The organism is Serpentinimonas sp. SSL01 (assembly GCF_056323735.1).
The window spans coordinates 982,167-1,005,088 of sequence record NZ_CM150487.1; the positions used below are offsets into that span (position 1 = coordinate 982,167).

The following is a 22,922-nucleotide window of genomic DNA, read 5'->3' on the forward strand; positions in this document are numbered from 1 at the left end:
ATAAGGCCCCATGTGGCCGAACCGTGTTACAAACTGCAACCCGCTGGTCACAAACTGGCATCTTGCGCCGCCCATCGCATGCGGCACATTTTCAACGACTCTGGAAGCTCCACCCATGAGAACCACCCTGAAGCAAATCCTATCCGGCCTGTCCGTCGCCGCGCTCACCGCCGTGGCCTTGGCGTCCGCCCCCGTGGCCAGCGCGCAAACGCCGCAGCGCTTCATGACCATCGGCACCGGCGGCCTCACCGGCGTTTACTACCCGGTGGGTGGGGCGATTTGCCGCCTGATCAACCAAGACCGCGCGCGCCACGGCATCCGCTGCACGGTGGAATCGACCGGCGGCTCGGTGGCCAACATCAACACCATCCGCGCCGGCGACCTCGATTTCGGCATCGCCCAGTCCGACTTGAACCACCACGCCTTCCACGGCACCAGCACCTTCCAGCAAGCGGGCCCCTTCCGTGAACTGCGCTCGGTGTTTTCGATCCACCCCGAGCCCTTTACCGTGCTGGCACGCGCCGACGCCAATGTGCGCAACTTCAGCGATCTGCGTGGCCGCCGCGTCAACGTCGGCAACCCGGGCTCCGGGCACCGCGCTTCCATGGACAAGCTGCTCGCCGCCATGGGCTGGAGCACGGCCGACTTTCGCCTCGCTTCCGAGCTGCGCCCCGACGAGCACGGCGCCGCCCTGTGCGACAACCGCATCGACGCCTTCTTCTTCGGCGTCGGCCACCCGAGTGCCAACATCCTCGACCCCGTTACCACCTGCGGCGCGCGGCTGGTCAACATCACCGGCCCGGCGGTCGATCGGCTGATTGCCGAAAACCCCTTCTACGCCCGTGCCACCATCCCGGCTGGCATGTACCGCGGCAACGACCAACCCACCCAGACCTACGGCGTGGTCGCCACCTTGGTGACTTCGGCCAGTGCGTCAGAGGAATCGGTGTACCTGCTGGTGCGCTCGGTGTTTGAGAACTTCGACGCCTTCCGCCGCCTGCACCCAGCGCTGGCAAACCTGAGCCACGAGACCATGATCCGCGACGGCTTGACCGCACCGCTGCACCCCGGTGCCGCACGCTACTTCCGTGAGCGCGGCTGGATTCGCTGATCTGTAGCTTCAACTCCAACCAGGGCATACCCGCCCTTGCGCCCAATGTCGGCTAGGCTGGCATTGGGCGTTTCTTGTTGCCTTGCCGCCATAGCCGTTTTTTGAATCAGGTGCCTTTAGATGAGCGCTACCAACCTATCCGACAAACCCCCGGTCGATGTCCACAAACTGGTCGAAGAGACCGACACCGGGGGGCGCAAACCCGGCCCAGCGATCGCCAAGTTGCTGCTGATCGTGGCCGTGAGCTGGTCCTTGTTTCAGCTCTGGATTGCCTCACCCCTGCCCTTTGCCTTGGGCATTTTCATTTTCGATCACACCGAAAGCCGCTCCATCCACTTGGCTTTTGCGGTGTTTCTGGCCTTCATGCTGTTTCCAGCGCGCAAGCGTTCGCCCCGCGACCGCGTGCCCTTGCTCGACTGGGTGTTCGCTTTGGTGGGGGCGTTTTGTGCCGGCTATCTGTATCTGTTTTACCGCGAATTGGCGGCACGCCCCGGGCTGCCCACGACCATGGATGTGTACGTTGCGGTGATAGGTTGCACGCTGCTGCTGGAGGCCACCCGGCGCGTGCTGGGTTTGCCCATGGTGATCGTGGCGCTGGTGTTTTTGTTCTACACCTTTGCCGGCCCCATCATGCCCGAGCTGATGGCGCACCAAGGGGCTTCTATCAACCGCGCGGTGTCGCATTTCTGGCTCACCACCGAAGGGGTGTACGGCATTGCCTTGGGGGTGTCGAGCGGCTTTATCTTTCTGTTCGTGCTGTTTGGCTCACTCTTGGCCAAAGCCGGCGCCGGCAACTACTTCATCAAAAGCGCCTTCGCCCTGCTGGGCCACATGCGCGGCGGCCCAGCCAAGGCGGCCGTGGTTTCGTCGGCCGCCACCGGGGTGATTTCCGGCTCATCGATTGCCAATGTGGTCACCACCGGCACCTTCACCATTCCGCTGATGAAACGCGTGGGTTACCGCCCCGACAAAGCGGGTGCAGTCGAGGTGTCGGCCTCGGTCAACGGCCAGATCATGCCGCCGGTAATGGGCGCCGCAGCCTTTCTAATGGTCGAATACGTGGGCATTCCCTACGTCGAGGTGATGAAGCACGCCTTGTTGCCCGCCCTCATCTCGTACATCGCGCTGTTCTACATCGTGCACCTAGAGGCCGTCAAAGCCAATATGCAGGGCTTGCCGCGCCGCCACGCCTCCACCTTTGCCCAGCGCATGTTGTCGGTGTTGACGACCATCACGGGCTTCATCGTGCTCGCCGGCCTCACCTACTACGGCATCGGCTTCATACGCAGCACACTGGGTGAGGCGGCGCTGCCGGTGATCTTGCTGGGGTTGCTGGCTGCCTATCTTGGCCTGCTGTGGTTCAGCTCCAAGCTACCCGAACTGGAGCTGGACGACCCCGATTCCCCTTTGTTCGAGCTGCCTGAAACCGGCCCGACCGTCAAGTCCGGGCTGCATTATCTGCTGGCGGTGGTGGTGCTGATCTGGTGCCTGATGGTCGAGCAACTCTCGCCGGCGCTGTCGGCCTTTTGGGCCACGGCATTCCTGATCTTTCTGATCCTGACGCAAAAACCCCTGCTGGGTCTGATGCGCGGCGACCGGCGCGTCTGGGCCAATTTTCGCTTTGCGGTGCAAGACCTCATCGACGGACTGGCCCTAGGGGCGCAGAGCATGGTCGGCATTGGCCTAGCGACGGCGGCGGCCGGGATCGTGGTCGGTACGGTCTCGCTCACTGGCGTCGGGCAGGTCATGACCGAACTGGTGGAAATCCTCTCGGGCGGCAACCTGACGCTGATGCTGGTGCTGGTGGCCCTGATTTGTTTGGTGCTGGGCATGGGTTTGCCCACCACCGCCAATTACATCGTGGTCGCCACCTTGATGGCGCCGGTGATCGTTGAACTCGGGGCGCAGCAGGGCTTGATCGTGCCGCTGATTGCGGTGCACATGTTTGTGTTTTATTTTGGCCTGATGGCCGATGTGACACCACCCGTGGGTTTGGCCTCGATAGCCGCTTCGGCGATTGCACGCAGCGACCCGATCAAAACCGGCATCACTGCATTTGGGTACAGCATGCGCACCGCGATTTTGCCGTTCTTGTTCATTTTCAACACCCAATTGCTGCTGATAGGTTTGACCGGGCCATTCGATCTGGTGCTTACCGTGGTGACGGCCACGGTGGCCATGCTGATTTTTGCCGCCGCCACGCAGGGGCACTTTTTTGCCCGCAACCGCTGGTATGAGGCCGTGGCCTTGTTGCTGATCTGCTTTACCCTGTTTCGCCCCAATTTTTGGATGGACATGGTGGCGCCGCCCTTTACCTCTTTGAGCGGCCAAGAAATGGTGCAAGCGCTGGAAACGGCTCCGGCGAATGCCAGCAAGCGGCTCTCGGTCGAAGGCATGAACCTTGAAGGCGATGAGATCAGTAAAGGGGTTTTGCTGCCGCTCGGGCCCGCAGGCGACCCCGCCCAGCGCCTGCGCCACGCCGGCATCACGGCCATGTTCGACGGCCAAGGGTACATGGTCATGGCTGTGCAGTTCCGCAGCGTGGCCGATCGCCAAGGCATCGAGCAGGGCTTTCGCATCACCGGGCTCGACGTGCCCAACGAGCGGCCTGAACCTGAGTGGTTTTTCATCCCGGCTTTGGCCCTGTTGGGGCTGATCATTGGGTTGCAGTGGCGGCGCAATAGCCGCCTCAAGTCGGCAACGGCGACGGTTGCCTCGACTTGAACCAGGAGCCCCTTGTGCAAGCCGTGTCTGCACCCGGGCCGCGCATCGCCCTGATCCATGCGCTGGAGCAGTCGGTGGCGCCGATAGCGCACGCTTTCGAGCGCCACTGGCCCGCGGCGCAGCGCATGAATTTGCTCGACGACAGCTTGGCCAGCGATGTGGCGCGCACCGGGCTCGACGCCGCGATGCACACGCGCTTCGAGCGCTTGGCTGCCTACGCCGAGTTCAGTGGCGCGCAAGCGATTTTGTACACCTGTTCGGCTTTTGGCCCGTGCATCGAGGGCGTGGCGGCGCGCCGGCCGCACCTGACCGTGCTCAAGCCCTATCAAGCCATGGTCGCAGAGGCGCTGGGCTTGGGGGGACGAATCGGTTTGATCGCTTCGTTTGCGCCCACCCTCGAGGCACTGCCAGCCGAGTTTGGGCCCAACGCCCAAGTGCTCACAGCCTGCGTGCCGCACGCCCTGCAGGCGCTGCAGCGCCAAGACGCGGCCGCACACGATGCCAGCGTGCTCGAAGCAGCCCTGCAGCTCCAGTCGAAGGGCTGCGCGCTGATCGCGTTGGCGCAGTTCAGCATGGCGCGCGCGGCACCTTTGATCCGGGAGCGGTTGACGCTCCCGGTTTTGACAGCGCCCACAAGTGCCGTGCTGGCCCTGCGCCAGCGCTTGGTTCCTGAGGTCGCTCCCGCGCACCAGCCGCACACTTGAGTCGGCCCACAGCCCGAAACGCAAGCCCAATACGCTGCTGGGGCCGCTACACTCACTGCAACTGCAGCCGCACTGCCGAGCGCGCGCGGCGCGCACTGCACATGGCCGACCCCACCCCCACCCCTCCCCCTGAGCCCGAGCCTGCGTGGCGCCGGGCGCTGGCGCGCTGGCAGGATTGGCTGCGCCCTGGCCACGCCAGCCCCGGCCCGCAAAAGCTGCGCCTGAACCTGGCCCTGCAAGGCGGTGGCGCCCACGGCGCCTACACTTGGGGCGTGCTCGATGCCTTGCTCGAGCACGAGGCGCTGGAGCTCGAGGGCCTCAGCGGCAGCAGCGCCGGCGCCGTCAACGCCGTGTTGCTGGCCGATGGTTGGGTGCGCGCTGGCCGTGCCGGTGCGCGCGCTGCGCTGGCCCAGTTCTGGGGCGAACTCGGCCAGCACCTGCCCGCCAGCCTGGTGCGCAGCAAGGGCGAGACCGTGCGCCTGGCCCCCGCTGGGCGTTTGCTGGCGCACTGGGCGGCTCAGTTCACGCCGGCGCAGCTCAACCCCTTTGACCTCAACCCGCTGCGCGATTTGCTCGAGCGCCAGATCGACTTCGAGCGCTTGCGCCGCGACTGCCCGTTCAAGCTCTACATCGGTGCCACCCAAGTCAACACCGGGCGCTTGCGCCTGTTTAGGGAGCACGAGATCAGCGCCGAGGTGTTGCTGGCCTCGGCCTGTCTGCCCAAAATCCACCACACCGTCCACATCGATGGCGAACCCTACTGGGACGGCGGCTACAGCGCCAATCCTGCCATCGCGCCCCTGGTTTACGACTGCGCCACGCCCGATGTGCTGCTGGTGCTGCTCAACCCCCTGCGCCGTAGCCAGACCCCGCGCAGCCTGGCCGAAATCAAAACGCGTTTGGTCGAACTGGGCTTTGGCACCCACTTCATGAACGAGATGCGCCATTTCGCCCAAGCCGCCCGCCACGCGCGCACGCTGCCCAGCGCCACGCCGGGGCTGCAGCGACTGCTGCAGCAGCGCTTCCACCTCATCGGCGGTGAAGAGCTCGACAGCCTTGCGCACAGCGAGAGCAAACTGATCCCGCACACGCCGTTTTTGCAGCACCTGCACCAGCAAGGCCGCGCGCACGCCCAAGCTTGGTTGCACGACAGCGCCGCGCTGGTCGGGCGGCGTTCGAGCATTGATGTCGAGGCATTGTTTGGCTGATCTTTGGCTGGCCGCTTGGCACTTGGCGCAGCCACAGGCGCAAGCTGTTGTTCATCTGGCGTTCATCTGACCTTAAGCTTTCCTTCATGCGTTTGTTAGCCAGCGCTAGGCTGCAAGGGCTTTAATAAACTGCAGTCATGGCGATGGGCCGTGGCCGCAGTTGACTATCGATTTAAAGGATTTTTCGAGATGAAACTCAAACTTCTGGGCGCAGCCCTCTTGGCTTCGGGTCTGGTTATTTCGACACAGGCTCATGCCTATGCCGCAGGCGCCAGCGCCCCCCGCGCTGCCGCACCGGCTACCGCACCGGCCGCCACCCCCGCAGCGCGCACCATCACCGAAGCCCAGGTGCTGGCTGCTCAACAAGCCTGGGGCCGGGCGCTGGTGCAGATCGGCAGCGATTACGCCAGCGGCGGCCTTGCGCGTGCCACCGCCACCGCCTCGGCCGTGCTCGACGCAGCCTACGGCTTTCAGATGGGCCCGGTGCTGTTCAAGCCCACCCTGACCACGGCACCGCACACCTTCCGCACCACGCGCGAAGGCGCACTGGCTTACTTTGTCGGCAACAACCCGGCCTTCCCGAATGACCGCGGCTTCGCGCTCAAGGGCTGGACCCACGTCGAGGTGCGCAACGCCGCCGTGCTGATCCATGGCGACATCGCCAAAACCATGGGCAACGTCACCCTGACCAACCGCGATGGCAGCCGCACCACGGTGGACAAAACCTGGGGCTACCGACTCGACCCCCAAGGCAACCTGCGCATCGTGCTGCACCACTCCTCGCTGCCCTTCACCGGCTCTTAATCTGCCGTGTTGCTTAGCCGCCTGACCATTGCCTTTGCGGTTCTGATCCTGCTCAGCGCAGTGCAGGCGGCTTTTTCGGTGTGGGCCGTGCGCACCGCCAGCGCACAGTCTGCTCTCACGCGCGACGCCCAGCAGATGCTCACCGAGTACCAGGCGCTGGCGGCCAACAAACAGCGCTTGCTGGTCTGGTTGGCAGGCACGGCCCTGACCGGCCAAGGCAGTGCCGACACGCGCAACCAACTGCTGCAAGAAATGGAGCGCTCGCTGCACGAGCTGGAGCGGCTGCAGGCGCTGCAACCATTGCCGCCACCCTCTGGCACACCTGCTGGCAGCTCGGCAACCCAGACCGCATCGTCACCGCACGCCGCACCCCAAAGCCACCCGATCGCCCTTTTGCGTGCCAATTTTGACGCCATGCGGGCCTACGTGCTGCAAGCCAGCACCGCCACGGCGCGCAGTCCGGTTGCAGATCAGGCCCTGATGTGGTTGCAGGCTGCTGCCGTATTTGATCACCACGGCGGGCGCGACATGCGCAAGGAGCTGGCCGCTGCGATTGCGCAGCAACGCGAGGCCACCGAGCAGGCCATGGCGCAGCAAAACGAAACGCTAGACACCCTGCAGCGCTCCAGTCTGGGGCTCATGCTGCTGTCGGCGCTGTGGGGCTTGCTGGCAGCCGGTTATTTTATGCGCCGCCTGCATCAACCTTTTAGGCAGCTGCGGTTGGCCACCGAGGCGCTGGCCGATGGCGACTACCGGCAGCGCCCAGACACCGCCAACCCAGACGAGTTCAACCTGATCGGCCAGCAATTGAACGCATTGGCCCGTCGCCTCGAAGCCAATCAACGCCAAAACGAGGCCTTGCGCGCCGGGCTCGACGCCGCCGTGGCCGAGCGCACCCAGGCGCTGATGCGCAGCCACGAGGCGCTGCTGCAAGTGGATGCGCGGCGCCAGCGGTTTTTTGCCGAAATCAGCCACGAGTTGCGCACCCCGGTCACGGTCATTCGGGGCGAGGCCGAAATCGCCCTGCGCAGCGGCGGGCAGGCTGGCGTGCAAGACGCCGCCTATCGCGGCGCCCTCGAGCGCATCGTCACGGCAGCCGCCGCCTTGGGCCAGCGGGTGCAAGAGCTGGTGCGGCTGGCGCGATCGAGCGCCAGCGCCCAAAGCTACGCCTTTGCGCCGGTGCGCTTGCGCGCCGTGGTGCAAGGGGCGCAGCAGCAGATGCAGGCCATCGCCTCGAATCGCGGCATCGAGCTGCTGGACCGAGCCAGCGCCGCCGCCGGCGATTGCGTGCTCGAAGCCGACCTCGACAAATTGCAGCAAGCGCTGGTGATCGTGCTCGACAACGCGGTGCGCTACAGCGCCGCCGGCAGCCAAGTACAGATCGAGGCCGAGCCCGACGCGGCGGCGCAGTGCCTGCGCATCGCCATCAGCGACAGCGGCATGGGCATCGACCCCGAGCAAACCGAGCAGGTGTTCGAGCCCTACTTCCGCAGCGAAGCCGCGCGCCTGCGCAGCCCCGAAGGCTTGGGTCTGGGTTTGTCGATCGCGCGCGCGATCGTGCTCGCACACCGGGGCAGCATCGCCATGGAAGCCTTGGCGGTTGGCGGCACCCGCGTCACAATCGAGCTGCCGCTGGCCGGCGCCGCCGCTGCGGCCGCCTAAGCCATTCCCAAACCGCCCTTCACCCACTGCGCCCCTTTGCGATCCCCCAAGCAATTGAACGCCGCCCCTCCATTTTTTAGAGCGCCCTGCCCATGTATTTGCTGATCGTGGAAGACGACGACCGGGTGGCCGATTTTCTGCGCCGGGGGCTGGCTGCAGAAGGATACAGCACCCAACGCGTGGCCAACGCCGAAGAGGCGCTGCTGCGTCTGCGCCAGCACCCCTGTGCCTTGCTGCTGCTCGACCTGATGCTGCCGGGCATGAGCGGCATCGAGTTGTGCCAGCGGCTGCGCGCCGAGCGCCTGCAAATGCCGGTGCTCATGCTCACCGCGCTCGATGGGGTCGAAGACCGGGTGCAGGGCTTGCGCTGCGGGGCCGACGACTATCTGGGCAAGCCCTTTGCTTTCGACGAGCTGTTGGCACGCATCGAGGCGCTGCTGCGCCGCCCGACGGCGCTGGCGCAGGCTGCGCGCACGCTGGAGGTGGCCGATTTGCTGTTTGACCGCGACCAGATGCAGTGCTGGCGCGCCGGTCGCGCCTTGCATCTAACGGCCAAGGAGCTGGCGCTGCTGGAGCTGCTCATGAGCGCGCCCGGGCGCGTGTACAGCCGCGAACGCATTTTGGCCAACGTCTGGGGCAGCTACGAAGACCCGCTCACCAACGTGGTCGAGGTTTATATTAGGCGCCTGCGCGCCAAGATCGACGACGGCCACGAACTGGCCCTCATCAAAACCGTGCGCGGGCTGGGCTACCGGCTCGACGCCGCTGCCACACCCAAACCCACCCCCGTCGGTTCTGGGCCGCAAGCGCCGGGCTGAAGCTGTGCCAGCCTGCGGCCCGGAGGGGTGCATGGTGTTTAGCCAGAGCGGTCGGGGCGCTACACTCGCTTGCCGGCGCCCGAACCGGGTACCTTCCTTTGACCCAGCATGTTCCCCTACAGCCCCCTGCACCGCTCACACATCGTCCCCACCGAAGCGCCGCTGGCCCACGTGCCGGGCAGCATCATTTTTTGGTGGGCGTTTTTTGCCCTCGGTGTGGTGGCGTTTGCGGCCGGCATGTGGGGCATGGTTTGGCGCCGCGTGCGCCGGCGGCGTTTGCGGGCCGATCTGGCGCAGTGGCCCGCCAGCGGCGATCGCGCCACCCAAGCACGGTTTTTGCTCGAACTGGTGCGCCGCCACCGCCTCAAGCCGCCCGCTGCTTGGATGGAGGCCCTCGATCAGGCCGGCGACCCCAAGTTCGTGAACCCAGACCCGACCCAGCCCGATCCGCTGCTGGCCTTGCGCGACGCCATCGAGGACATGGAATACGCCGACTGAGCGCTGGCACTAGGCCGACAACGCAGCGGCCCCAGCCCGAACGGCGTTGCGGCCGGCTTTTTTGGCGCGATACAGGTTGAGATCGGCCTCGCGCAGCAAATCGTCGGCGCTGTGCATCAGGTCCAGGCGCGCACTGCCCACGCCGATGCTCACCGTCACCGCTGGCCAAGGTGCGCCGCTGACACCGGGCTGGGTTTCTTGGTGCACGCGCTGGCGCAATTGCTCGGCCATGTGCTGGGCGCCGTACTCGTCGGTATCGGGCAGCAGACAGACAAATTCCTCGCCGCCGTAGCGCGCCACCAGGTCGGTCGGGCGCTGCAAGCCGCTGGCCAGCGCAGCCGCGACGCGGCGCAGGCAATCGTCGCCGCTTTGGTGGCCGTGGCTGTCGTTGAAGCGTTTGAAGTGGTCCACGTCGATCAGCAGCGCGCTCAAGGGTGCGCCGCTGCGCTGGATGCGCGCCCACTCGACGGCCAACCGTTCGTCGAAGTGGCGCCGGTTGGCGATGCCGGTCAGGCCGTCGAGAAACACCCAGCGGCGCAGCAAATCGCCTTGGCGCTTGAGCGTGACGTGGGTTTTGACGCGCGCACGCACCACTTTGGTGTTGAAGGGCTTGCCGATGAAATCGACCGCTCCCACGTCGAGCCCATGCGCTTCCGATTCGGGGTCGGCGTTGGCGGTGAGAAAGATCACCGGGATGTCGCGCGTGAGTTGGTCGGCCTTGAGGCGCTGGCAGACCTCAAAGCCGTCAAGTTCTGGCATGACGACGTCGAGCAAGATCAGGTCGGGCTGCTGCTGGCGTGCGATCTCAAGCGCCTTGTTGCCTTCGGTGGCCGCAAACACCTGGTGGTCGGCGGCAAACACGCGGTAGAGCAACTGCACGTTGACGGGCTGATCATCGACCACCAGCAGGCGCGGCCGGCGCTCGAGTTCGCCCCCAAACGGGGTTTCGGCTGGGGAGGGTTGAGCAAGTTCCATCAGGGGGGATTTTCATTCAGGCAGGCGTCGCACAACAGCAATGCAGCAGAAAAATCCAAACCTTGCACGGCCTGCAGCAGCGGTGGCAAGCGCTCGCCCAAGTCGCTGGCGTGCTGCGTGGCCAGCTGCTGCGCCCAATCCAGCGCCTGCATATCGAAGGCCAGCAAACAACCGCGCAAGCCCTGTAAGCTTGCCTGCAGCGTCTGGCTGGGCAGCACCCCCTCGGCGGGCGGCTCCTCGGGCTTGGGCTCGCAGGTGGGCAGCGGCGGCGGCAGCGCCAAAAAATCCTGCAACGCGGCTGCGGCGGCTTGCAGCGCATCCAGCACGGCCAACAAGCAGGGCTCGCTTTGTAGGCGCTGCTCGGCGTCGGTCGATGCAGCGCCCATGCGACCAAAGCCGACAAAAACCGCCTCGGCGCGCGCTGCCTCCTGCGCCAAAGCTTGCGCCCCCACCGTGGCAGCCAAGCCCTTGAGCGTGTGCAGTTCGCGCACCACCGCTTCCAGCGCAGGCGATCGATCAGGCTCAAGCCAGCCGCGCACGCTGTGGGCGTAGCCAGGCAGCGCAGACGCCACTTCTTGCGCCACTTGGCGATACAAATGCGGCTGGCGGCCCATGCGCGTCAGCGCCGCTTCGAAGTCCAGCACCGGGGCGGTGCCGCCGAGTGTCTGCGCCGGCACCTCTTTGTCGGCCTGAACCTCGGCCAAGGCATCGAGGCCGGCCCAGCGGCGCAGCTTGGCCACCAGCTGGTCGAGCTCAAAGGGTTTGCCGATGTGGTCCACCATGCCGGCCTCCAGGCACGCCTGGCGGTCGCTTTCCATGGCGTTGGCGGTCATGGCGATGATGGGTGGACAGAATGGGCCCAAGCCCTCGCGCAACCGGCGGCTGGCCGTGAGGCCGTCCATTTCAGGCATCTGCAAATCCATCAGCACGACATCGAAATCGGCTGGCTTGGGGTGCGTCGGCGCCCGATCGTGCGTATCAAAACCGAGCAGCTGCAAAGCCGCGCGGCCGTGGTCGGCCAGCGCCACCGTGGCGCCCTCGCCTTGCAACAGTTCGAGCGCAATCTGCTGGTTGATGCGGTTGTCATCGACCACCAGCAGGCGCAAACCGGGCAAGCGCAGCGCGGGTATCGGGCTGGAAGGGGAAGTGGCGGGCTGACAAGCGTGTTCGGGCTGCCGCAGCACTTGCGCGAGTGCCCGGCGCAACATCGGGGCCGTGACCGGCTTGACCAGCTGCACTGCGTGGCCCGCACCGGCTGCGGTGCCGGCTCCGTTTGCCCCGGCACCCGCACCCAACAGGTCGCGGCCGTGTGTCGTGAGCCAGATCAGCTTCGGGCACAGAGCGGCTGGCACGCACTGGCGCAGGCGATCGAGCGGTGTTAAATCAGCGGGCTCAAAAAAATGCCCATCTACCACCGTCACATCAAAGCCCGCAGGCTGGTTGGGGCTACCCGGCGCGGCAGGCTGGAACAGTTCATGCAAGGCTTGCAGCGAAGCTGCACTGGAGTCAAAGGCCACGCAGTCGCAGCCCAAAGCGCTGAGCATGCGCTGCAGCAAGGTTCGCGCGGGCTCGTAGCCGTGCAGCAACAGCACACGCGCGCGCGGCAGCAGCGCCGGCACCGGCGCCTCGGCCAAGCCTGCAGGCTCGTCTGGCAGGGGAAAATACAGCGTGAAACTAAAGATGCTGCCGCGCCCGGGTACGCTCAGCAGTTGGATGTCGCTGCCCATCAGGCGCAGCAAATGGCGGCTGATCGGCAACCCCAGCCCGGTGCCGCCAAAGCGGCGCGTGGTCGAGCCTTCGGCTTGGGTGAAGCCGCTGAAGATTTTTTCTTGGTGCTCGGTGGCGATGCCAATGCCGGTGTCGCGCACCGTCAGTTCGAGCTCCACTTGCTGCGCCGTTTGACGCAGCAGCTCGATTTTGAGCAGCACCTCGCCTTGGGCCGTGAACTTGATGGCGTTGGAAATCAGGTTCAGCAGCACCTGGTGCAAGCGCAGGTCGTCGCCCACCAGCCGATCGGGCACTCGGGCATCGACGTCGATCAGCAGCTCCAGCGGCTTGCTTCCCAGGTTGACGGACAGCAGGGTCGAGAGGTTTTGCAGCAGCTCGTCCAAAGAGAATGGGCGCGGATCGAGCACCATGCGCCCGGCTTCGATTTTGGAAAAATCCAAAATGTCGTTGATCAGCCCCAGCAGGGCGCGGCTGGCCCCTTCGGCCTTGAGGGCGTAGTCGGCTTGGCGCGGATTCAGGCCGGTTTTCTTGAGCAGCGCCAACATGCCCAAAATGGCGTTCATCGGGGTGCGAATTTCGTGGCTCATGTTGGCCAGAAACTGGCTCTTGGCGGCGCTGTTGGCCTCGGCCATTTCTTTGGCGTGGGTCAGGGCCGCCCGCTGCGCCTGGCGCTGGGCCTCGCGCTCGGTGATGTCTTGGACTGCCCCAATCACTTGCACCACTTTGCTGGCCTGCAGCTGCGGCTCCCCCACCAGGTGCACCCGACGCGGCTGGCCGCCGGCGGCGAGCAAATCGAGCTCCAAGTCGATCGGATGCGCTTCTTCAAAGGCCTGCTGCAAAGCGGCTTCAAATTGTGCCCGCCCAGGCTGTGGGTAGTGCGCCAGCGCCTGCTCCAGCGTGGGCTGCTGGCCGTCGGGCAGGCCGTGGATTTGAAAGGTGTGCGCCGTCCATTCCAGCCGCATGTGCTCGCGGTGCACCATCCAGCCGCCCACGCCGCCGATGCGCCCGGCGTTGTCGAGAAAGGCGCGGCTGGCCAGCAACTGCGCCTCCTTGCGCCGCAAGTCGGTGACGTCCTGCATGATGCCGACCATGCGGCTGCGCTCTTGGCCTTCGTTATCGATCACCAGCCCAGCGGATTTGAGGTGGCGGATTTCGCCGCTGGGCCAACAGACGCGGAATTCGGCCTCGTAGTGCTTGCCCCAGTGCAGCACGTCGAGCAGCAAGGCGTGGGTGTGCAGCAGATCGCCCGGGTGCACGCGCGCGCGCCACAGGCGGCGCAACTCATCCGAAGGCAGGTCGTGCTCGATGGCGAAATGCTCGCGCATCTGCCGGTTCCAGACCACCGCCCCGGTCGCGATGTCGATCTCCCAGACCCCGATGTGCGCGCTGCGCGCCGCCAAGCGAAAGCGCTCGTTGGCGTGCTGCAGCTCGACTTCGACCAGCTTGGCAGCTGTCACGTCGGTGTGGGTGCCGGCCATCCAGATCGGGCGCCCGTCTGGGCTGCTGCTGATGACCTTGCCGCGCGAATGCACCCAAACCCAATGCCCGAGGCGGTGGCGCAACCGGAATTCGGACTCAAAAAATGGGCTCTCGCCGTTCAGGTGGGCTTCGATCTGCTGCATGGTGCGCGTCAGATCGTTGGCTTCAACGCGCTCGCTCCACCAGGCCACCGTCAGGGGTTCCAGCTCCTGCCCCTCGTGGCCGATCATCGCCGCCCAGTTGTGGTTGATCTGCAATTGGCCAGTCTCCACGTTCCAGCGCCAGGTGCCGACCTGGGTGCCTTCGATCACCCCGACCAACTCTTCGCGCTCGAGCATCAGTTGCTGTTCGACGCCCTTGCGCAGGCTGATGTCGAGCAAGATGCCGGCAATCAGCGCTGCACGGCCGTTGGGGTGGCGGCGCTGCACGCTGCTGCGGCTCAGCACCCAAACCCAATGCCCCTGAGTGTGGCGCAAGCGAAACTCGACCTCGCTCAGTAGCTGCGAGCCCTTCAGCTGCAGCTGATGCGCTTGCCGCACGCGCGGGCGGTCGTCGGGGTGCATGCGTGCATACAGGTGTTCGGTATCGCCCCGCAGGCTGTTCGGTGCATCGCCCAGCATGGCCGCAAACTGCTCATCGACCGTGAACAGCGCTTCATCGACCTGATAGGTCCAGGTGCCGGCCCCGGTGCCGCTCAAAATCAGGTGCAGCCGCTCGCTTTGTTCGCGCAGGCGCGCAGCGGCGTTTTTGCGCTCGGTGATGTCTTGCTGCAGCGAAATGAAGCCCTTGAGGCGGCCCGAGTCATCGCGCACGGGCTGGATTTCCAGCGCCACCCAGTAGTGGCCTCCGTCTTTGCGGCGATTCAGCAGTTCACCTTTGAACGGCGCCTCGTCGCACAACGCCTGCTTGAGTTGCGCCAGCACCTGCGGGTCGGTTTGTGCAGACTGCAACAGGCGGCCCGGACTCTGGCCCAATATCTCGGGCAGAATGTGGCCCGTAATGCGCTCGAAGCCTTGGTTGACCCATTCGATGCGCCCGCGCGCATCGGTGACCACCACAGCCGTTTCGGTGTGTGTGGCCAGCATGAACAGGGCGTTGACCGGGTGCCCGATATCGGGTTGCAGAGCCAAATGGAAATTCCCAAAACACAGATTGCAAAGCTTAAAGCCGCACGCAGCGGGCATTATCGGGCATCGAGCTCGCAGTTCTGATTAAGCCACAAACCCCCCTCAAACCCCCATGTAGCGCCCGCTGCGGTGGTTGACGGCGATCACCATGTTCAGCGCCAAAGCCCCAAGCAGCGAGAGCAGCACCTGCAGGGGTGGCAACAACCACAACGCGACCAGCAATATCAGCGCATCACAAGCCATTTGCACCACCCCGGCGCGCCACCCGAAGCGCTTTTGCAGGTACACCGCCATGATCCCCAGGCCACCCAAACTGGCGTGGTGCCGCAAGATGATCAAAATACCGGTACCGGCCAGCAAGCCGGCCAGCACCGCCGCCAGCACCGGGTGCAGCCGCTCGAACGCCAGCCACAGCGGCAGCCACTGCACCCACAGCGCCAGCAAGGCCACGGCGGCAAAGGTTTTGAGGGTGAACACCGGCCCCAGCGCCAGCCAGGCAAACACATAAAACGGCAGATTGACCGCAAACATCAGCCAGCCCAAGGGCCACTCCAAGGCGTAGTGCAGCAAAAAGGCCAGCCCGGTGGTGCCGCCAGTGAGCAGCAAGGCCTGCTGAAACATGAGCACGGCCAAGGCCACAAACAGGCTGCCCACCAGCAGGCCCTGCACATCTTCGAAAACGCTGTGGGGCGGCGCAGCAACTCCGTGAGGCGGCGGCTGTTTCATGGGTGCATGCGGCCGGCCTCAGCTAACACCACCCGGTTGCGGCCTTGCGCCTTGGCGGCGTAGAGTGCCATGTCGGCTTGGTGGATGAGCAAATCGGGCTCGTTGGCGTGATCTGGCGCCACCGCCACCCCGACCGAGAGGCTCAGGCTCAGACGCGCCCCGTTGACCAAAATGTCCAATGCGGCAAAAGCCTGACGCCACGCTTGCGCCCGCTCATAAGCCTCATCCGCCCCCATACCGGGCAGCAGCAGCAAAAACTCCTCGCCGCCGTAGCGGCAGGCAAGGTCTTCGCGGCGGCTCTGCTCGAGCAGCAGTTGCCCCAAGCGCACCAGCACCTGGTCGCCCACGCCGTGCCCGTGGCGATCGTTGACTTGCTTGAAATGATCGATGTCGAGCAGCATCACGCACAGGGGCACCCCCTCGCGCTGGCAACGCGCCCACTCGCGTTCCAGCGTCGATTGCAGGTAGCGCCGGTTGAACAAACCGGTGAGCGGGTCGCGGACGGCCTGTTCGCGCAACTCGACCTGCAGACGCTCGATCTGGTGCAAGCGATCCGACAGCGCGGCGTTGAGCGCCTGCAATTCAGCTTCGTGCGCGCGCAGCGTGGCGCGGGTGTGGCGCAGCACTTGGGTGCGCTGGTGCGCCAACACCCCGATGCCCAACAGATAGCCCGAAATCCCGACCATGCTCAGCAGCTTGACCCACCCGCTTTCATCCGTGTAAAAATGCCAGCCACCCAGCGCGGCACCCAGCAAAGCACCTACGGCAAACAGGGCCAGAGACCAGACGATGCCGTTAAATCCGCGCAAAATCGCACTGTTGATGGCGGTGCTGATGAAGAACATGAAACCGATGAACGCCGGAAAACCCAGCCACGCAACCCAAGCCCCAAACAAAAAGCTGTCGAGCAAGAGATTGTGCAACTCGGCTTGCTTGGGGTCGGGTGCACGCCGCGCGCGCCAGTAAATCAGGTGCGGGTAGATGAGCAGTTGCAAGCCAAGCAGCACCCAGACCAGCGCCGGCTGACCCTGACCCCATAGGTGCAAGGTCAAGATCAGAAAAGCGACCGGAAAGGCCAGCGCGCGCACCCGCCAATGGGTGTCGACAACCCAGTGCAACTTGGGCTGAAGTGAAGCGGCAGTCATGGCTAGGCTTTTATTGATTGAATCGCGTCCATTCGGCCCCAGCATCCGCCGAGCCGTACATAGCTGCCCGTTGCAGCTTTGCCCCTCAAACCTTGACGTACACCCAAAAGTTCTCTGACATCTGGTCTGAGCGAGAATAGCACATGCCCATGCGCCCCGAACCCCCTCATCAACACGGAAAAACCCCGCATATCGGGGTTTTGCTCTGCAACCTCGGCACCCCCACCGCCCCCACGGCGGCGGCGCTGCGTCCCTATCTGGCGCAGTTTTTGAGCGACCCGCGGGTGGTCGAGCTGCCGCGCCTGCTCTGGTGGCCGATTTTGCACGGCGTGGTGCTGCGGCTGCGGCCACGCAAATCGGCCGCCAAATACGCCAGCATCTGGCTGCCCGAGGGCTCGCCGCTCAAGGTCTGGACCGAGCGCCAAGCCGCGCTGTTGCAGGGCTATTTGGGCGAACGCGGCCACCAGGTGCAGGTGCGCTGGGCCATGCGCTACGGCCAGCCCTCGGTGGCCAGCGGGCTCGACGCGCTCAAGGCCGCCGGTTGCACGCGCATACTGGTGCTGCCAGCCTACCCCCAATACAGCGCCGCCACCACAGCCAGCGTGGCCGACGCCGTGTTTGCATGGGGCCGCACGGTGCGCAACCTGCCCGAACTGCGGCTGGTGCGCAACTACCACGACCAGCCCGAGCACATCGCCGCGCTGGCAGCCTCGGTGCAGCGCCACTGGCAGGCGCATGGCCGCCCCGATGTGTTGCTGCTGAGCTTTCATGGCATGCCGGCGCGCACCCTCGACAAAGGCGACCCCTACCACTGCGAATGCCACAAAACCGCGCGCCTGCTGGCCGAGGCGCTGGGCTTGAGCCGCGATCAATACCGCGTTACTTTCCAGTCGCGCTTTGGCCGCGCCAAGTGGCTGCAACCCTACACCGAACCGACGCTGGTGGAGCTGGCACGCAGCGGTGTCGCGCGGGTCGATGCCCTCTGCCCTGGCTTCGCTTGCGACTGCATCGAAACACTGGAAGAAATCGCCCTCGAAGCCAAAGCCGCCTTCATGCAAGCCGGCGGTCGCGAGTTCCACTACATCCCCTGCCTCAACGACAGCACCGAAGGCATGCGCGCCCTAACTGCCTTGTGCGAGCAGCACCTGGCTGGCTGGCCGACCCGAGCAGTCCCCGACCCGAGCGCTGCCGAGGCCAGTCGCGCACGTGCACTGGCGATGGGGGCGCAGGAGTAACGGGCACGGCACCCTGCAGCGCGTCAAGCCGCCGCTTTGATCTGGCGCAATAAACCTGCGACACAGACCGTGCGGCGCCAGGACTGGGGCTCAAAGGTCTTGTTGCAGTCACAAATCGAATCTATAATGAAAGCTCATGTTGCGGCGCAGCAAAAGCAGCCCCAGCGTGTGCGGTCGTTTTGACGAACTGCTGCAGGGCGCGGTGCAGGGTCTAGAGCCGAGTCGCAGCTGCCCTTACCCTCTGACTTGACCACCCTTTTCAGGAGCCTCACCATGCTGACCCCCGAACAGATGCTTGCCGCGCAAAAAGCCAACGTCGAAACCCTTTTTGGCCTGACGCAGAAGGCCTTTGAGGGCGTAGAGCGCATGTTGGAGCTCAACATGCAAGCCACCCGCGCGGCGCTGGCCGACACCTCGAGCAACACCCAGGCGCTGATGAGCGTCAAAGACGCACAAGAGCTGATGGCCCTGCAGGCCTCCCTGATGCAGCCGCTGGCTGAAAAAACCGCCGCCTACAGCCGTCAGCTGTACGAAATCGCTGCGGGCACCGGCGGCGAGTTCGCCAAATTCGCCGAAAACCAAGGTGCCGAGGCACAACAAAAATTCATGGCCGTGGTCGACAATGTGGCCCGCAACGCCCCGGCCGGATCCGAAACCGCTGTGGCGGTGATGAAGAATGCCGTGGCCTCAGCCAACAATGCCATGGAAACCGTGCAGCGCGCGGTCAAGCAAGCCACAGAAGTGGCGCAAACCAACTTCCAGGCCATGAGCGACAACGCGCTCAGCGGCACCAAAGTCGCCAGCGCCAGCGCCAGCAAAAAACGCTGAGCCACAGTAGTCCGAGCACCCTACCCTGCTGGCACTTAAGCGCGGCCGCCCGTTTGGGGGCCGCGCTTTTGCGTTTGGTGCGGCACCAAGACCGCCTTTGCGCCCGATTTTCGCCTTAGAAATAAACAAGAATGGTTTGCGTTCATGCTATCATCACTATGCGTAGTTAGCGCACCATGGCTTGCTTTGGGTCTGCGGGCAACGAAGCGGCACTTGTCTGGTTCAATTGCATAATCGAGGTACACATGAAAGTCAGCAGAAGAAATCTGGTCGTTAAATTGGGGGCTGCATCGGTGGCGGGTGCCGCCCTGTCGGTTGCCGCGCTGCCCAAAGCCTTTGCCCAAGGCGCACCCGCGGCCGCCGCTGGCGCTGGCGTGGTCAACATCTACAGCTCGCGCCACTACGGCGTCGAGGGCGTGTTCGAGACCTTCACCCGCGAAACCGGCATCCGCGTGCGCTTCACCAGCGGCCCCGACGCCGGCCTGCGCGAGCGCATCCGTGCCGAAGGCCGCCACACCCCGGCGGATATGTTCATCGCCGTCGATGCCGGCAACTTGGCGCTGGCCGCCACCCAGGGTTTGCTACAGCCCGTCACCAGCACCGCCCTGAGCAGCAACATTCCCGCGCACCTGCGCGACCCGGGCAACCATTGGTTCGGCCTGACGCAGCGCGTGCGCACCATTCTGTTCCACCCAGCAAGGGTGCAGGCGGCGCAGCTGTCCACCTTCGAGGCGCTGGCCGACCCGATGTGGCGCGGCCGCTTGGTCATGCGCCCGGCTACGCACTCTTACACCCAATCGCTGGTGGCGAGCATGATCGCCGCCCACGGCGAAGCCCGCACCGAGCAAGTGGTGCGCGGCTGGGTGGCCAACAACCCGCAGCTGATCGACAGCGACACCCGCATCCTCGAGGTGCTGGCCGCTGGCGGCGGCGACGTGGCCATCACCAACCACTACTACCTCGGGCGCTTGTTGCAGTCCAACCCGGCGTTCCCGGTGCGCCTGATGTGGGCCAACCAAGCCGTCGGCGACCGTGGTGTGCACGTCAATATCAGCGGTGCCGGCATCACCACGCACGCGCAAAACCGCGACAACGCGCTGCGCTTGCTCGAGTGGATCAGCACGCCGCGCGGCCAAGAGCTGTTCTCGGGCTCGAACCACGAGTACCCGGCCAACCCGGCGGCGCCAGTGCACCCGATCATCGCCGGCTTTGGACCTTTCCGCGGCGACCGCCTCGATCTGCGCGAACTCGGCCGCCTGCAAGCCGACGCAATCCGTCTGCTGGACCGCGCTGCTTACCGTTAACCCAACGTTACCCCGCACGACCGCGTTTTATTCAACCTGATAATGTCGCAAGCAGTTAGCAGCGTTCCGGTCGTGCAAAACAAAAGGCAGTGGCATCTGGGGGCCACTGCCATTTCTGCGCTGATTGCTGCATTGGCGGTGTTCCCAGTGCTCATCGTCGCCTCCACCTTGCTCAGCCCCACGCCAGAAGTCTGGCAACACCTGTGGGACACGCTGCTGCCGCTGCTGCTGCGCAACACCCTGCTGCTGCTGCTCGGGGTCGGGGTCGGCACGCTGCTGCTGGGCGCCGGACTGGCATGGCTGGTCACGGCCTACGAATTCCCGGGGCGCACGCTGTTTCAGTGGTTGCTGATGCTGCCCATGGCCGTTCCGGCCTACATCATGGGTTTTGTGTTCATGGCGACCTTCGATGCCGCCGGGCCGGTGCAAGGCACGCTGGTGCAGTGGTTTGGTAGCGCGGCCTGGTTTCCCGAGGTGCGCTCGCCGCTGGGCGCGATCACGGTGATGGCGCTGGTGCTCTACCCCTACGTTTATATGCTGGCTTTGGTCGGCTACCGCGGCATATCGTCCACGGCCTTTGACACCGCACGGGTGCATGGCTACAGCCGGGCCCAGTTTTACTGGAAGGTGGTGCTGCCGATTTCACGCCCAGCCATTGCCGCCGGGGTCGCGCTGGCGCTCATGGAGGCGCTGGCCGACTTTGCCACGGTGCGTTTTTTCAATTTCCCCACGCTCGCCGACGGGGTGGTGCGCATCTGGCACGGCATGATGGATTTGCAAGCCGCCAGCGAACTCGCGGGCTTGCTGGCCATCGTGGCTTTGGCGGCGCTGCTGATCGAGCGCTCGCAGCGCGGGCGCACGCGCTACCACGAAACCGGAGGCAAATCGCCCGGACTCCCGCGCGCCCAGCTGCAGGGCCGCAACAAGTGGCTGGCCACGGCCTTGTGCGCGGGCGTGCTGGGCGTGGCTTTTGTGCTGCCGATCACGCAGCTCATATCTTGGGCCGCCACCGAGTTTGAGCACATGACGCCGGGCACGGCGCAGGTTTACCTCGAGCTGGCGGGCAACAGCCTGCTGCTGGCTTCGCTGGCCGCCGCCGTGGCGGTGCTGCTGGCGATCGTGCTCTCGAGCGGGGTGCGGGTTTCGGGGCACCGTTTTGCCCGCGTCATGGCCACGCTGGCCACCACCGGCTACGCCATTCCCGGGCCGGTGCTTGCGGTGGGCATTTTGCTCACGCTCACGCCGCTGGACCACGCGCTCAACTACGCCACCGAGTACTGGTTCAACGTGACCGTTGGGCTGGTGCTCACCGGCTCGGTGATCGGCTTAATTTATGGCTACGTGGCGCGCTTTCTGGCTGTGGCCTACCAGAGCACCGACGCCGCACTGGAAAAAGTCAAGCCCAACCTGACGCTGGCGGCGCGCACGCTGGGCGCGGGGCAGTGGCGCATCCTCACGCGCATCCACCTGCCGCTGGCGGCGCCGGGCATCATCGTCGCCGGTGCGCTGGTGTTTGTGGATGTGATGAAAGAGCTGCCGATCACTCTGATGTTGCGCCCCTTTGGCTACGAGACCTTGGCCACTTGGGTCTGGCAGATGTCGGCCGAGTCGGTCTGGAGCGGCGCGGCGGTGCCGGCACTGGGCATCGTGCTGGCCGGGCTGCTGCCAGTGATTTTGCTGGTCAAGCTGCTGCTGCAAAAATAGCGCGGGCCTGCGCTCTCGCTTTGCGTGCCGCGCCCTTCTGTGCCCTGCCCTGCCACCACCAGCAGCAACGCCTACACCGGCAGAAGCTGCTGGCGCAACTGCGGCAGATAGCGTTCCATGGCCGCACGGCCGGCGGCGATGGCGCGTTGGCGCGCCGCAAAGTCGGCGCTGCCGATGCCGTCTAGCTCGGGCCGCAGCGCCACGTCGGCGCCGGCCAAGGCCAGCCGGTTGATGCTCTGGCCCATGATGGTGAAGGTGCGCAGCAACACGCGCACGGCGTCGGTGGCGTAGTCATCGCTCAAGCCGCTCGAAATATCCACCGCCAGCACGCGCTCGGCCCCCATGGCGCGCGCCTGCTGCACCGGCACCGGCGCCACCAGCCCACCATCTACATAATTGCGCCCGGCGATGGGCACGGGCGAGAACACCCCCGGCACGGCGCTGGAGGCGCGCACCGCCTGCCCGCTGTCGCCGCGCCTGAACAGCACCCCTTCGCCGTTGCCCAAATCGGTCGCCAGCACGCCCACCGGCAGCGTCAGCTCTTGCAGCTGCCGGTTGTTGAGCATGCGGTTGACCCAGCGCGCCAGCGCGTCGCCGCGCAGCAGGCCGCGGTTGAAGAGCGGCAGCGTCCAGTCGGTGAACACCACCTCTTCCATCTCGAGCGCGGCCTGTTCGAGCTGCTGCCCGCTCATGCCGCTGGCGTAGAGCACCGCCACCAAGCTGCCGGCCGAAGTGCCCGCCACCAGCGCCGGGCGGATGCCCTCGCGTTCCAGCACCTGAATCACGCCGATGTGCGCAAACCCGCGCGCGGCCCCACCCCCCAGCGCCAACCCCAAGCGCGGCGGGCGCAGCGGGGCCGGGGCAGGTGGCAAGGCGGCCGGTGTGGGCGGCTGCTCCATGCGCAGCGTGCCGCAGCCGGTGAGCGCGAGCAACATCCCGGCCGCAGCCGCGCGCCGCGTCAGGCCGTTGCAGGCCGGCTGGAGCGCCGCGTTCGACGGGTTTGCGATGGAGGGCTTTGGCGGCTGTGGGGGCTGCGGCTGCGTGTCGGTGAAGCGAGAGGTCATGGGTTGCAAGGGTTTACCAGTCGGGATTCTCGCTGGGTTTTTATCCCATAATTGACGCACACGTCAACCAGGAGCACA

17 protein-coding genes are annotated in these 22,922 nt (G+C 65.4%); 12 read left to right on the forward strand and 5 right to left on the reverse strand.

What is annotated here, in order from left to right; genetic code table 11:
- The first annotated feature begins 115 nt into the window (after positions 1 to 115).
- The 8 genes from ACVMK0_RS04775 to ACVMK0_RS04810 all read left to right on the forward strand — a co-directional run bounded on the left by ACVMK0_RS04775 (position 116) and on the right by ACVMK0_RS04810 (position 9,529).
- Positions 116 to 1,111 (forward strand): TAXI family TRAP transporter solute-binding subunit, encoded by a 996-nt coding sequence (locus ACVMK0_RS04775; RefSeq protein ID WP_476464481.1) that lies wholly within the window; start codon positions 116 to 118, stop codon positions 1,109 to 1,111.
- 120 nt (positions 1,112 to 1,231) lie between these two features.
- On the forward strand, positions 1,232 to 3,835 hold the full coding sequence (locus ACVMK0_RS04780) for a TRAP transporter permease (protein WP_045535431.1): 2,604 nt from the start codon (positions 1,232 to 1,234) through the stop codon (positions 3,833 to 3,835).
- A gap of 14 nt (positions 3,836 to 3,849) precedes the next feature.
- Positions 3,850 to 4,539, forward strand: a complete 690-nt coding sequence (locus tag ACVMK0_RS04785) for an arylsulfatase (protein ID WP_476464482.1) — start codon at positions 3,850 to 3,852, stop codon at positions 4,537 to 4,539.
- A gap of 101 nt (positions 4,540 to 4,640) precedes the next feature.
- On the forward strand, positions 4,641 to 5,747 hold the full coding sequence (locus tag ACVMK0_RS04790) for a patatin-like phospholipase family protein (RefSeq protein ID WP_476464483.1): 1,107 nt from the start codon (positions 4,641 to 4,643) through the stop codon (positions 5,745 to 5,747).
- 189 nt (positions 5,748 to 5,936) lie between these two features.
- Positions 5,937 to 6,551 (forward strand): hypothetical protein, encoded by a 615-nt coding sequence (locus tag ACVMK0_RS04795; protein ID WP_476464484.1) that lies wholly within the window; start codon positions 5,937 to 5,939, stop codon positions 6,549 to 6,551.
- Between the two features lie 6 nt (positions 6,552 to 6,557).
- Complete coding sequence (locus tag ACVMK0_RS04800) at positions 6,558 to 8,213, forward strand: sensor histidine kinase (protein WP_476464485.1); 1,656 nt, start codon at positions 6,558 to 6,560, stop codon at positions 8,211 to 8,213.
- Between the two features lie 92 nt (positions 8,214 to 8,305).
- A complete protein-coding gene (locus tag ACVMK0_RS04805) occupies positions 8,306 to 9,031 on the forward strand; it encodes a response regulator transcription factor (protein WP_045535435.1) in 726 nt (241 codons plus the stop codon).
- 108 nt (positions 9,032 to 9,139) lie between these two features.
- Positions 9,140 to 9,529 carry a hypothetical protein gene (locus ACVMK0_RS04810; protein WP_045535437.1) on the forward strand — a complete coding sequence of 130 codons (390 nt, stop codon included), beginning with the start codon at positions 9,140 to 9,142 and terminating at the stop codon, positions 9,527 to 9,529.
- A 9-nt stretch (positions 9,530 to 9,538) separates the two neighbouring features.
- Here ACVMK0_RS04810 and ACVMK0_RS04815 read toward each other — a convergent pair whose 3' ends face one another.
- The 4 genes from ACVMK0_RS04815 to ACVMK0_RS04830 form a co-directional block, all read right to left on the reverse strand.
- A complete protein-coding gene (locus tag ACVMK0_RS04815) occupies positions 9,539 to 10,504 on the reverse strand; it encodes a diguanylate cyclase domain-containing protein (RefSeq protein ID WP_476464486.1) in 966 nt (321 codons plus the stop codon).
- Entirely contained in the window at positions 10,504 to 14,841 is a 4,338-nt protein-coding gene (locus ACVMK0_RS04820) for a PAS domain-containing protein (RefSeq protein ID WP_476464487.1), read from the reverse strand. The genes ACVMK0_RS04815 and ACVMK0_RS04820 overlap by 1 nt, the downstream gene beginning before the upstream one ends.
- Positions 14,842 to 14,940: 99 nt before the next feature.
- The gene (locus ACVMK0_RS04825; protein ID WP_476464488.1) at positions 14,941 to 15,564 is read right to left on the reverse strand and encodes a YitT family protein; all 624 of its coding nucleotides are present in this window, start codon (positions 15,562 to 15,564) and stop codon (positions 14,941 to 14,943) included.
- The gene (locus ACVMK0_RS04830; RefSeq protein ID WP_476464489.1) at positions 15,561 to 16,709 is read right to left on the reverse strand and encodes a sensor domain-containing diguanylate cyclase; all 1,149 of its coding nucleotides are present in this window, start codon (positions 16,707 to 16,709) and stop codon (positions 15,561 to 15,563) included. The genes ACVMK0_RS04825 and ACVMK0_RS04830 overlap by 4 nt, the downstream gene beginning before the upstream one ends.
- 143 nt (positions 16,710 to 16,852) lie before the next feature.
- On the opposite strand from ACVMK0_RS04830, the gene hemH reads away from it, so the two are divergent.
- The 4 genes from hemH to ACVMK0_RS04850 all read left to right on the forward strand — a co-directional run bounded on the left by hemH (position 16,853) and on the right by ACVMK0_RS04850 (position 21,780).
- On the forward strand, positions 16,853 to 17,944 hold the full coding sequence (hemH, locus tag ACVMK0_RS04835) for a ferrochelatase (protein ID WP_476464490.1): 1,092 nt from the start codon (positions 16,853 to 16,855) through the stop codon (positions 17,942 to 17,944).
- A 273-nt stretch (positions 17,945 to 18,217) separates the two neighbouring features.
- Complete coding sequence (locus tag ACVMK0_RS04840; RefSeq protein ID WP_045535446.1) at positions 18,218 to 18,772, forward strand: phasin family protein; 555 nt, start codon at positions 18,218 to 18,220, stop codon at positions 18,770 to 18,772.
- Positions 18,773 to 19,017: 245 nt separating this feature from the next.
- On the forward strand, positions 19,018 to 20,076 hold the full coding sequence (locus tag ACVMK0_RS04845) for an extracellular solute-binding protein (RefSeq protein ID WP_476464491.1): 1,059 nt from the start codon (positions 19,018 to 19,020) through the stop codon (positions 20,074 to 20,076).
- Between the two features lie 138 nt (positions 20,077 to 20,214).
- Positions 20,215 to 21,780 carry an ABC transporter permease gene (locus ACVMK0_RS04850; RefSeq protein WP_171820284.1) on the forward strand — a complete coding sequence of 522 codons (1,566 nt, stop codon included), beginning with the start codon at positions 20,215 to 20,217 and terminating at the stop codon, positions 21,778 to 21,780.
- A 71-nt stretch (positions 21,781 to 21,851) separates the two neighbouring features.
- Here the strand turns inward: ACVMK0_RS04850 and ACVMK0_RS04855 are convergent, their stop codons facing one another.
- Positions 21,852 to 22,715 (reverse strand): patatin-like phospholipase family protein, encoded by an 864-nt coding sequence (locus tag ACVMK0_RS04855; RefSeq protein WP_476464648.1) that lies wholly within the window; start codon positions 22,713 to 22,715, stop codon positions 21,852 to 21,854.
- Positions 22,716 to 22,922: the final 207 nt, after the last annotated feature.